General features: G+C 75.7%; 1 protein-coding gene. It reads left to right on the forward strand.

Annotated features, from left to right (window positions below):
- Positions 1-48 precede the first annotated feature (48 nt).
- On the forward strand, positions 49-13,374 hold the full coding sequence (locus VAB18032_RS12385; protein ID WP_013733177.1) for a type I polyketide synthase: 13,326 nt from the start codon (positions 49-51) through the stop codon (positions 13,372-13,374).
- The last annotated feature ends 8 nt before the right edge of the window (positions 13,375-13,382 follow it).

Below are 13,382 nucleotides of genomic sequence, written 5' to 3' on the forward strand. Positions count from 1 at the left end.
CCGCCGACTGCGGTTCCCAGGGGAAGCGACGAAGGGCAACCGAACGCGATGACCCACGACACGCACGCCGACGCCCCGACCACCGACACAGCCGGCGACACCGCGGTGGCCGTGGTCGGACTCTCCTGCCGCCTGCCCGGCGCGACGGACCCGGAGGCGTTCTGGGAACTGCTGGCCCAGGGCCGCGACGCCGTCACCGACGCACCCGCCGACCGCCGACCCTCCGGCGACGAGCACACCCCGGGCGCCCTGCGCGGCGGATTCCTGGACCGGCCCGGCGACTTCGACGCCGGCTTCTTCGGCATCTCCCCGCGCGAGGCCGCAGCCACCGACCCCCAGCAGCGGCTCGTCCTGGAACTGGTCTGGGAAGCCCTGGAGGACGCGGGCATCGTCCCCGCCGACCTGGCCGGCACACCGACCGCCGTCTACGTGGGGGCACTGCGCGACGACTGGGCCGGCCTGATCCACCGCGCCGGACCGGACGCGGTCACCGGGCACACCAACACCGGCACCCACCGCGCGCTCATCGCCAACCGCGTCTCGTACGCGTTGGATCTGCGCGGCCCCAGCATGGTCGTCGACACCGCCCAGTCGTCGTCACTGGTCGCCGTGCACCTGGCCGCCGAGGCCGTCCGCGCCGGCACCGTCCCGCTGGCCATCGCGGCCGGGGTCAACCTCAACCTGCTCGCCGACGGCGTGCACACCGCGCAACGCTTCGGAGGACTGTCCCCGGACGGCCGTTGCCACACCTTCGACGAACGCGCCAACGGCTACGTCCGCGGCGAGGGCGCGGCCGTCGTGGTCCTCAAACCCCTGACGCGGGCTCACGCCGACGGCGACGACGTCCTCGCCGTCCTGCACGGCAGCGCGGTCAACAACGACGGCGCCACCCCCGGCCTGACCGTGCCCAGCGCTGACGCCCAGCAGCGGATGCTGACCCGGGCGCACACCGCCGCCGGCATCGACGCCGCCGACGTGCAGTACGTGGAACTGCACGGCACCGGCACCCCCGTCGGCGACCCGATCGAGGCCGCCGCGCTCGGCGCCGTCTTCGCCGCCGGCCGCGACCCGGCCGACCCGCTCCTGGTGGGCTCGGTGAAAACCAACATCGGCCACCTCGAAGGCGCCGCCGGCATCGCCGGCCTGGTCAAGGCCGTGCTGAGCATCCACCACCGGATGCTGCCGCCCAGCCTGCACTTCGCCCGACCCCACCCGGCCATCCCGCTGTCCGAGCTGCGGCTGCGGGTCGCCACCGCGCACGGCCCGTGGCCGCACCCCGACCGGCCGCTGATCGCCGGGGTGAGCAGCTTCGGCATGGGCGGCACCAACTGCCACGTGGTGATCGGCGAGCCACCACCGTCGCCGGCGCCCACCCCGACCGAACCCGTGCCGGCCGGCCCCGCGCTGGTCACGCTCTCCGCCCGGACCGCGCCGGCCCTGCGCGAGCAGGCCACCCGGTTGCTCGGGCACACCGGCCGCCACCCCGCCACCCCGCTGGCCGGCCTCGCGCACGCGCTGGCCACCTCCCGGACCGCCTTCCGGCACCGGGCCGCGGTGTGGGCCGACGACCACGCCGAGCTGACCGCCGCCCTCACCGCCCTGGCCGACGGCACGCCCTCGGCGCACCTGGTCACCGGCGAGACCGCCACCCACCCCGGTGTCGGAGTGCTGTTCACCGGCCAGGGCGCGCAACGTATCGGGATGGGCCTCGGGCTGCGCACCGCATTCCCCGCGTACGCCGCAGCCTTCGACGAGGTCTGCGCACACCTCGACCCGCTGCTGCCCCGCCCGCTGGCCGACATCATCGGCACCGGTGACGGGCTCGACGGCACCGACCTGGCCCAGCCCGCGCTGTTCGCCGTCGAGGTCGCCGCGTACCGCCTGATCGAGTCCTGGGGCGTCACCACCGCCCGGCTGCTCGGCCACTCCATCGGTGAGATCGCCGCAGCCCATGTCGCCGGGGTGTTGTCGCTGCCCGACGCCTGCACCATGGTCGCCGCCCGCGGCGCACTGATGCGCGACCTGCCCGCCGGGGGCGCCATGATCGCCGTGGACGCCCCGCCGGACGGACTGCGCCCGTTCGTCGACGCCGCCCCGGACCGGCTGGCCGTGGCCGCGGTCAACGGTGTGCGGGCCACGGTGCTCTCCGGCGCCGGCGCGGAGATCGACGCGGCCGCCCAGGCCCTGCGCGCCGCCGGGCACCGGGTCAAGCGGCTCACCGTCAGCCACGCCTTCCACTCACCGCTGATGGAACCGATGCTGCCCGCCTTCCGCCAGGTCGTCGCCGGGCTCACCCTGCGACCGCCGCGCCTGCCGGTGGTCTCCACCCGCACCGGCGCCCTGGCCGCGGACGCCCTGACCACCGTGGACCACTGGGTCGCCCAGGTCCGCGAACCCGTGCTGTTCGCCGCGGCCGTCCGCGCCGCCGCCGACGCCGCGCCCACGATGATCGAGGCCGGCCCGGACGGCGTCTGCGCGGCCCTGGTTTCCGGCTGCGGACTCGACGACGGCACCGTCGTCGCGGTGCCGCTGCTGCGCGCCGGCACCGACGAGAACCGGTCGGCGCGCACCGCCCTGGCCCGGCTGCACGTGCGCGGTGTCCACACCGACCCGGCGGTCTGGGCGCCGCCGGTCGGACGGCGGACGCGGCTGCCCACGTACGCCTTCCAGCGGCAGGACTTCGGCACCGGCCCGGCCGCCACGCCCGCGCGCACACCCACCCCGGCCGCACCGCCCACCCCGGCCGCACCGCCCATCCCGACGGCAGTGCCCATCCCGACGGCAGGGCCCACCGAAACGCCGCGGATCGACACGTCGGCGCTGGTGGCCGCGCACGTCGCGGCGGTCCTCGGCGTGCCCGACCCCGACCTGGTCGACCGTCAGGCCACCTTCCGCGACCTCGGCGTCGACTCGCTGATGGCCGTCGAACTACGCGACGCGTTGGCCGCCGCGACCGGCACCACGCTTCCCACCGGCCTGCTGTTCGACCACCCCACCCCGGACGCCCTCGCCGCCCACCTCGCCGGCCGCACCCCCGCCGCCACGGGCACCGACGCCACGGCCGCCGCCGGCGAGCCGATCGCCATCGTCGGCATGGCCTGCCGCTACCCGGGCGGGGCCGACACCCCGGACGCGCTGTGGCAGCTGGTCGTCGACGAACGCGACGCCGTCGGACCGTTCCCCACCGACCGTGGCTGGCCCGCCACCCTGTTCCACCCCGACCCCGACCACCCCGGCACCAGCTACGTGCGCGAGGGCGGCTTCCTGCCCGACGCCGCCGCGTTCGACCCCGCCTTCTTCGGCATCTCGCCCCGCGAGGCGCTGGCCATGGACCCGCAACAGCGGCTGCTGCTGCTCACCGCCTGGGAAGCCCTGGAACGCGCCGGCATCGACCCGGAAACCCTGCGCGGCAGCCGCACCGGAGTGTTCGTCGGCGGCACCGGCGGCGACTACGGGCCCCGCATGCACGACGGCGGCACCGCCGGCGAGGGACACATCCTCACCGGCACCACACCCAGCGTGATGTCCGGGCGCATCGCCTACCACCTCGGCCTGGCCGGCCCGGCGCTCACCGTGGACACCGCCTGCTCGTCCTCGCTGGTCGCCCTGCACCTGGCCGTCCGGTCGCTGCGCAGCGGAGAGTCCACGACCGCGCTGGCCGGCGGCGTCACCGTGCTCGCCACCCCCGGCATGTTCCTGGAGTTCTCCCGCCAACGCGGCCTCGCCCCCGACGCCCGATGCAAGTCGTTCGCCGCCGCAGCCGACGGCACCGCCTGGGCCGAGGGCGCCGGCCTGCTGGTCCTGCAACGACTCAGCGACGCCCGCCGCGCCGGACGCCCCGTGCTGGCCGTCATCCGCGGCTCCGCAGTCAATTCCGACGGCGCCTCCAACGGACTGACCGCCCCCAGCGGCCTGGCCCAGCGCCAGGTCATCCACACCGCACTGGCCGACGCCGCACTGGCCCCGCACGACGTCGACGCCATCGAAGCACACGGCACCGGCACCGCCCTCGGCGACCCGATCGAGGCCGAGGCGCTCGCCGCCGCCTACGGGCCTGGCCGCGAGCGTCCACTGTGGCTGGGCTCGCTGAAGTCGAACATCGGCCACACACAGGCCGCCGCCGGGGTCGCCGGCGTCATCAAGCTGGTGCAGGCCATGCGCTCCGGCACCCTGCCACGCACCCTGCACGTGGACGCGCCGACCCCCCGGGTCGACTGGGCGGCCGGCCCGCTGCGCCTGCTCACCGAGGCCCGCCCGTGGCCGACCGACGCCACCCGCCGGGCCGCCGTCTCCTCGTTCGGCATCAGCGGCACCAACGCCCACCTGATCCTGGAACAGGCACCCGGCGACCCGGACCCGCAACCACCCGCCGAGGTGCCCGTACCCTGGCTGATCAGCGCCCGCGACCCGGACGCTGTCGTCCGGCAGGCCGGCCGGCTGCACGCCGCACTGACCGCCGGCGACGCCCCCCACCCCGCCGCCGTGGCCCGGACGCTGGCCGGCCGGACCCGGTTCCCCCACCGCGCCGCGGTCGTCGCCCGCACCCACGCCGACCTGCTCGCCGGCCTGACCAGCCTGGCCACCGGCACGGACGACGCCCGGGTGGTCCGTGGCCTCGCCGACAGGCCCGCCCGTGTCGCGTTCGTCTTCGCCGGCCAGGGCGCCCAACGGCCCGGGATGGGCGCCGAGCTGGCCGACGCCTTCCCCGTCTTCGCCGCCGCGCTGCACGAGGTGGCCGCCGCCCTGGACCCGCACCTGGACCGCGCGTTGGCCGACGTGCTCAGCGCCGAGGACGTGCACCGCACCCGGTACGCCCAGCCGGCGCTGTTCGCCGTCGAGGTCGCCCTGGCCCGGTTGCTGGCCCACCACGGCCTGCGACCGGATCTGGTCGCCGGTCACTCGGTCGGCGAGGTGGCCGCCGCGCACGTGGCCGGGGCACTGACCCTGCCCGAGGCGGCCGCCCTGGTCGCCGCCCGAGGCCGGCTGATGGACCGGGCCCGCTCCGGCGGGGCGATGCTGGCGGTGCAGGCCAGCGAACAGGAGGTGCAGGCCACACTGGCCGCGTACCCGCAACTGAGCCTGGCCGCGGTCAACGGACCGATGTCGGTGGTGCTCTCCGGTGACCCCGACCCGATCGTGGAAGCGGCCGCACACTGGGCCGTCAAGGGCCGGCGCACCCGGCGGCTGCGCGTCAGCCATGCCTTCCACAGCGCCCACATGGACGAGATCCTCACCGAGTTCGCCGAGGTGGCCGCAGCCCGCGAGGTCACCGACCCGCAGGTGCCGTTCGTCTCCACCGCGACCGGGGACCGGCTGCCCGGCGACCGGCTGGCCGACCCCGCCTACTGGACCGGCCAGCTGCGCGGGACGGTCCGGTTCGCCGACGCGGTGACCAGCCTGCGCACCCTCGGAGCCACCGTCTTCGTCGAGGTGGGACCGGACGCCGCGCTGGTCCCGGCGATCCTGGAGACGCTGGGCGACGCCAACGCCACCGTGATCTCCACCGGTCGCGCCGGCCGCCCGGAACCGGAGACCGCCATCCTGGCCGTGGCCGCCGCACACACCGCGGGCGCCCCGCTCGACCCCGCCTCGATCGGCGTCGGATCACCGCCGGCGGAACTGCCCACGTACCCGTTCCACCTGGACCGCTACTGGCTTGCCCCACGCACCTCGGCCGACCCGGCCGCACACCCGCTGCTGCACACCACGGTGGACCTGGCCGACCGGGCCGGCCTGGTCCTCGCCGGGGAACTGTCCCGGTCGGACCTGCCGTGGCTGGCCGACCACGTGATCAACGGCGCCGCGCTGGTGCCCGCCACCGCGTTGCTGGAGATGGCCCGGGTGGCCGGCGAACGGGTCGACGCGACCCGGGTGGACGAGCTGACCCTGGCCGCCCCGCTCGCCGTCCCCGCCCAGGGCACCCTGCAGGTCCAGGTCAGCGTGGACGAGCCGGACCCCGACGGCGGTCGCCGCTTCACCGTGCACGCCCGGGCCGACAGCGGCGCGGCCCCGCAGGACTGGCGACGCTGCGTCACCGGCCGACTCGTCCCGAGCACCGTCGCCGACACCGGGCCGGTGGACGCGCCGTGGCCGCCGCCGGGTGCGGTCGAGGAGCCCATCGCTGACCTCTACCCCCGGCTCGCCGAGGCCGGCTACGACTATCGCGGCGACTTCACCGCGGTCCGCCGGTTGTGGCGGGTCGGCGACGAGGTCTGCGCCGACCTGGAACTGCCCAGCGACGCCGACCCCGCCCGCTACCGCATCCACCCGGCGTTGCTCGACGCCGCCCTGCACCCGGTCGTGCTGCAGGCCGCATCCCGCACCGCCCCGGGCCGCATCCGGCTGCCCTTCACCGTCACCGGCGCCGATCTGACCGGCACACCCGGCCACGCCCTGCGGGCCCGGATCACCCCGGCTGGCCCCGACACGGTGACCGTCACCCTCACCGACACCACCGGCCGCCCGGCCGGCCGGATCGAGGGGCTCACCCTGCGCGAGGTGGACATCCGCGACCTGGCCGCCGCCACCGGCGGCACCGGCGGGCTCTGGACACTCGGCTGGCAGCCGCTGCCCGCCCCGTCCCGCCCGGCCGATCCCCGCGAGGTGCTCACCCTGGACGGTGACGACCCGCTGACCGCCGTCCGCACCGCCCTGCACACGGTACGCGAACGGCTCACCGGCCCACTCACCGTGGTGACCCGCCACGCGGTCAGTACCCCCGGCGACCCCGCCCCCGATCCGGCCGGCGCGGCCGTCTGGGGCCTGCTGCGCAGCGTCCAGGCCGAACATCCGGACGTCACCCTGGTCGACCTCGGCGACGGTGCCGGCCCGGAGGCGGTGGCCGCCGCGGTCGCCACCGGCGAACCGCAGGTCGCCGTGCGCGGCGGCACACTGCTGGCACCCCGCCTCGGCCCGGCGCCCGCCGCCGGGGACGCACCGGTGATCGACCCCGCCGGCACGGTCCTGATCACCGGCGGCACCGGCGGCCTGGGCCGGCTGATCGCCGAGCACCTGGTCACCACGTACGGGGTGCGTCACCTCGTCCTGGTCAGCCGACGCGGCCCGGACGCCCCGGACGCCGCCGCGGCCACCGCCACGCTGAGCGAGACCGGTGCCGAGGTCCGCGTGGTGGCCGCCGACGTCACCGACCGCGACGCCGTCGCCGCCGTGCTGGCCGCCATCCCGGCCGCGCACCCGCTGACCGCGATCGTGCACGCCGCCGGAGTGGTCGACGACGCCACCGTGGCCACCCTCACCGACGAGCAACTGGACCGGGTGTGGCGAGTCAAGGTGGACGCTGCCCAGCACCTGCACGACCTGACGGCCGACCAACCGCTGACCGCGTTCGTGCTGTTCTCCTCGATCGCCGGGGTGCTGGGCACGGCCGGGCAGGCCGGGTACGCGGCAGCCAACTGCGCCCTCGACGCCCTGGCCGCGCACCGGCACGCCGCCGGGCTGCCCGCCACCTCACTGGCCTGGGGCCTGTGGGACACCACCACCGGGATGGGCGCGGCGCTGCGGGACACCGACATCGCCCGCTGGGCCCGGCTCGGCATCGAACCGCTGACCCCCGCGCACGGCCTCGCCCTGTTCGACCGGGCACTGCGCTCACCCGAACCGGTCCTCGTGCCGGTGGCCCTGGAACCGGCCCGGCTGCGCACCGACGACCCGCTGCCGGCACCCCTGCGCGCGCTGGCACCGGCCCGCCCGCGCCGGATCGCCGCGCCCCCGAGCGGCGACTGGGCGGCGCACGCCGCCAGGCTCGACGAATCGCAACGGCATGCGTACGCGCTGGACACCGTCCGGACCGCCGCCGCCGCGGTGCTCGGCCACGACAGCCCGGCCGGTGTGATGCCGGAGGTGCCGTTCCGCGACGCCGGCTTCGACTCGCTGACCGGAGTCGACCTGCGCAACCGCCTCACCGCCCTCACCGGCCTGCCGCTGCCGGCGACGCTGGTGTTCGACCACCCGACCCCGGCCGCAATCGCCGAATATCTGGTCGCAACGGTCAACGGTCCCGCCGCCGAGCAGACCGTGGCTCCGGTCGTGGTGGCTGATGAGGATCCGGTGGTGATCGTCGGGATGGGGTGTCGTTTCCCGGGGGGTGTCACGTCACCGGAGGAGTTGTGGGACCTGGTGGTGGGGGAGCGGGATGCTGTCGGCCTGTTCCCGGAGAACCGGGGTTGGCCGGCCGACCTGGTCGACCCGGACCCCGAAGCGGTGGGTAAGTCGTATGCGGGTGAGGGTGGGTTTCTGTACGACGCGGATCTGTTTGATGCGGAGTTCTTCGGGATGTCGCCGCGGGAGGCGTTGGCGACTGATCCGCAGCAGCGGTTGTTGTTGGAGGTGGCGTGGGAGACGTTCGAGCAGGCGGGGATCGACCCACGGTCGTTGCGGGGTAGTGACACAGGTGTCTTCTGCGGCGTCATGTACCACGACTACGCCGCCCGGGCCGCCCGCCCACCGGCCGACCTGGAGGGCTACCTGCTGGTCGGCAACACCGCCAGCGCCGTCTCCGGCCGCCTCGCCTACGTGTACGGCCTCAACGGTCCGACCCTGACCGTCGACACCGCCTGCTCGTCCTCCCTGGTCGCCCTGCACCTGGCCGCCACCGCCCTACGCCGCGGGGAATGCTCCGCCGCCCTGGTCGGCGGGGTCACGGTGATGGCGTCGCCCACGGCATTCGTCGAGTTCTCCCGCCAACGCGCCCTGGCAACCGACGGCCGGTGCCGGTCGTTCGCCGCCGACGCCACCGGCACCGGCTGGTCGGAAGGCGCCGGCCTGCTGCTGCTCGAACGCCTGTCGGTGGCCCGGGCCAAGGGCCACCAGATCCTCGCCGTGGTATCCGGCAGCGCAGTCAACTCCGACGGCGCCTCCAACGGCATGACCGCCCCCAACGGCCCCGCCCAGGAGCGGGTGATCCGTACCGCGTTGGGCACCGCCGGCCTGTCGGCATCCGATGTGGACGTGGTGGAGGCCCATGGCACCGGTACGTCGTTGGGTGACCCGATCGAGGCGCAGGCGGTGTTGGCGACGTACGGGTCCCGTACCGGTGGTGTGCCGGTGTTGTTGGGGTCGTTGAAGTCGAACATCGGTCATGCCCAGGCGGCTGCGGGTGTGGGTGGTGTGATCAAGATGGTGCAGGCGATGCGGGCGGGAGTGGCACCGCGGTCGCTGCACTGTGAAGTGCCGTCGCCGATGGTCGACTGGGATTCCGGTGCGGTGCAGCTGCTGTCGTCCCGGCAGGACTGGCCCGACACCGGCCGTCCCCGCCGCGCCGCAGTCTCCTCCTTCGGAATCAGCGGCACCAACGCCCACGTCATCCTCGAACAAGCCCCGGCCGCCGACATCGAACCGGCCGCCGGCACCGAAGCGGGCAGCCCGGTCGCCTGGGTGGTGTCCGGGCACAACCCCGCCGCCCTGAGCGACCAGGCCCGCGCGCTGCACGACCTGGTCACCGGCCCTCAACGCCCGGACCCGACCAGCGTCGCGGTTGCCCTGACCCGCCGCACCGTCCTGCACCGCTGGGCCGTGGTCACCGGCACCGACCCGGACACCCGCGCCGCTGCCCTCGCAGCCCTGGCCACCGGCGGATCCGCATCCGGCCTGACACACGGCCCGGCCGGTCCGCGCGGCCGGCTCGCGTTCCTGTTCACCGGGCAGGGCAGCCAACGCATCGGCATGGGCCGCACCCTGTACGACCGGTCGGCACCGTACCGCCGCGCCCTCGACGACGTGTGCGCCCACCTCGACGGGCACCTCGACCAGCCGCTGCGCGACATCCTGTTCGCCGACCCGGACAGCGCCGACGCAGCCCTGCTCGGCCAGACCGTGTTCACCCAGGCCGCGCTGTTCGCCACCGAGGTCGCCCTCTACCGGCATGTGGAGGCCTGCGGGGTACGACCCGACACCGTCCTCGGCCACTCTGTCGGCGGGATCACCGCCGCGCACGTCGCCGGCGTGTTCGACCTGGCCGACGCCGCCCGGCTGATCGCCGCCCGCGGCCACGCCATGCAGGCCGCCCGCGACGACGGCGCGATGATCGCGCTGGACGCCACCGAAGACGAGGTCCGCGACTGGCTGGCCGGCCGCACCGACCTGACCGTGGCCGCAGTCAACGCCCCCCGATCCACAGTCGTCGCCGGGGACCGCGCCGCCGCCCAGGACACCGTCGAACACTGGCGATCCCGCGGCCGGCGGGCCACCGCGCTGCCGGTCAGCCACGCCTTCCACTCACACCACATGGACGGTGTGCTCGACGAGTTCCGCCAGGCGATCGACGGACTCACCTTCCGCGAACCCGTGCTCACCGTCGTCTCCGACACCACCGGCGACCCGGCTACCGCCAGCGAACTGGGCAGCGCCGACTACTGGGTACGGCACGTGCGGCAGCCGGTGCGATTCGCCGACGCGGTCCGCACCCTGCACCGTACGGGCGTCACCGACCTGGTCGAGATCGGCCCCGACGCCGTACTGACCGGACTGGCCGCAGCCACGCTGGGCGACCCGCCCGGCCTCGTCGTCCCGATGCTGCGTGCCGGCCGCGACGAGCCGGAGACCGTGCTCACCGCGCTGGCCCTGCTGCACGGACGGGGCGTGCCGGTGGACTGGGAACGGGTGCACCCCGGCACCCGCCCGGTGCCGCTGCCCACCTACCGGTTCCGGCGCCGCCGCTACTGGCTGGACGCCCGTGCCGCCGGCCCGGCCGCAGCCGGACAGCACGACACCGCCCACCCGCTGCTCGGCGCGGCCGTCGATGTGGCCGGCTCGGACACCGCCGTGCTGACCGGCCGACTCGATGCGGCCGGCGGCGCCTGGCTGGCCGAGCACCGCCCCGGCGACGTCCCGCTGGTGCCCGGCAGCGCCCTGACCGACCTGGTGCTGCGGGCCGGCGCGCAGGTCGCCTGCCACCAGCTGGCCGAGCTGACCCTGAGCACCCCGCTGCCGTTCGACGGACGCGAACCGGTCGCCGTGCAGGTGGTGGCCGACGCCCCGGCCGACGACGGCAGCCGCACGGTCGCCGTGTACGCCCGCCCCGCCGGCGCCGCCGCCGGGCACCCGTGGACCCGGCACGCCGACGGCCTGCTCACCCCCGCACCGACGCCCGCCCCACCGTCCGGCCCGTGGCCACCGCAGGACGCCGAACCGGTCGCGCTCGACGACGTCTACGACCGGCTCGCCGGCCTCGGCTACCACTACGGACCGGCGTTCCGCCGGATGACCCGGCTGTGGCGCCGCCCCGGCGAACGGTACGTCGAGGTCACCCTCGCCGAGGACCAACTGCCCGAGGCCGCCGGCTACGCCCTGCACCCCGCGCTGCTCGACGCCGCGCTGCACCCGCTGCTGCCCCTGGTGGCCGCGGCACCGGACGAGGTGGGCGCCGAGGTGCTGCCGTTCGCGTTCACCGGGGTACGCCTGCACGCCAGCGGCGCGTCCACGCTGCGGGTCACCCTCACCGTCCACGAAACCGGCGAGGACGGCACGGTGGTGTCGCTGAGCGCCACCGACCCGGCCGGCGGTCCGGTACTGACCGTGGAGCGGCTGCGGTTGCTGCCCCGCGCCGCCGGCCCGGCCGCTGTCCCGGACGGGCTGCACCGGCTCACCTGGCGTCCGGTGCCCGCCCCGAACGGCGCGACGGTGGACGCGGCGACGCTCGGCCTGCCGGATGCCACCGGGCTTCCCACGTACGCCACGGTCGGCGACCTGCCCGCCACCGCTGCGGTGTTCGTGGCCGCCCCGGACGGCGACCCTGCCGCCACCCCACCGCAAAGGGTACGACAGAGCCTGACCGCCACCCTCGACCTGCTGCGCCGCTGGCTGGCCGACGACACCCGCGCGGAACTGGTGCTGGTGACCCGGCATGCGGTCGCGACCACCACCGACGCCGACCCCGACCCGGTCCAGGCCGCGGTGTGGGGCCTCGTCCGGTCCGCTCAGGCCGAACAGCCGGGCCGCTTCCGGCTGGTCGACGTGGACGCCACCGACCCCTCCTGGGCGGCCCTCGCCGCCGTCGCCGCCACCACCGAACCGCAGACGGCGATCCGGGCCGGTCGGCTGCTGGCACCCCGCCTGGCCCCGGTCACCCGGGCCGGCACCGAAGCCCGGCCGGACCTGTCCGGCGGACCGGTGCTCGTCACCGGGGCCACCGGCACGCTGGGCGCGGTCCTGGCCCGACACCTGGTCACCGCGTACGGCGCCACCGACCTGGTGCTGCTCAGCCGCCGCGGACCAGCCGCCCCCGACGCCGACCGGCTCGCCGAAGAACTGACCGGCCTCGGCGCTGCCGTACGCACCCTCGCCTGCGACGTCAGCGACCGTGCCGCCCTCGCCGCCGTGCTCGACGGACTCGACCGGCCACCCGCCGCCGTCGCCCACGTCGCCGGCACCACCCGTGACCGCACCGTCACCGCGCTCACCGGCGACGACCTCGACCATGTGCTGGCGCCCAAGGTGGACGCCGCCTGGCACCTGCACGAGCTGACCGCCGACCGGCCCCCGGCACTGTTCCTGCTGTACTCCTCGGTGGCCGGCACCCTCGGCACCGCCGGGCAGGGCAACTACGCCGCCGCCAACGCCTTCCTCGACGCGCTGGCACAGCACCGCCGCGCGGCCGGACTGCCCGCCGTCTCCCTCGGCTGGGGCCTGTGGGCACAGAGCAGCGCCCTGTCCGGGCACCTGTCCGACACCGACCGGCAGCGGGTGGCCCGGCTGGGACTGCGGCCACTTGCCGACGAGGAAGCGATGCGACTGTTCGACGCCGCGCTCACCGACGGCGGCCCGGCGTTCGCGGTCACCCGCTTCGACGTCCGCCGCCTCACCGACCCGCCGGCCGTGCTGCGCGACCTGGCCGTGCCCGCCCTGCCGGCGGCCTCCGCGGCCGTCGCCGCCGACCGGCCCGCCCTCGCCGCACAACTGGCCGGCCGCTCACCGGAACAACGACGCGACCTGCTCACCGGTCTGGTACGGGCGCAGGTCGCCGGCGTGCTCGGCCGCAGCGACCCGGACGGCATCGACCTGGACCGCGCCCTGACCGACCTCGGGTTCGACTCGCTCACCGCGGTCGAGCTGCGTAACCGGCTCGGTACGGCGACCGGGCACCGGCTGCCCGCGACGCTGGCGTTCGACCACCCGACCCCGGCCGCGTTGGTCGGCTACCTGGACGACCTGATGGCCGACAGCCCACCCGACGACGGCGTGCACGCCGAACTCGACCGGCTGGAGGCACTCCTGCGCGACGGCGGACCCGGCGACGGCACGATCGCCGACCGGCTGCGGCAGCTGCTCACCCTGGCGGCCCCCGATTCCCCGGCCACCGTTGACCTTGACACAGCCAGTGACGAAGCGCTGTTCGCGCTGATCGACGACCTCGACTGAGCGGGAGA

This window comes from Micromonospora maris AB-18-032 (assembly GCF_000204155.1).
In the GTDB taxonomy this organism is placed as follows: domain Bacteria; phylum Actinomycetota; class Actinomycetes; order Mycobacteriales; family Micromonosporaceae; genus Micromonospora; species Micromonospora gifhornensis.

Bases quoted from the DNA above. Each gene is read 5' to 3' on its own strand.
- VAB18032_RS12385 (WP_013733177.1), top strand. From the start codon at position 49: ATGACCCACGACACGCACGCCGACGCCCCGACCACCGACACAGCCGGC.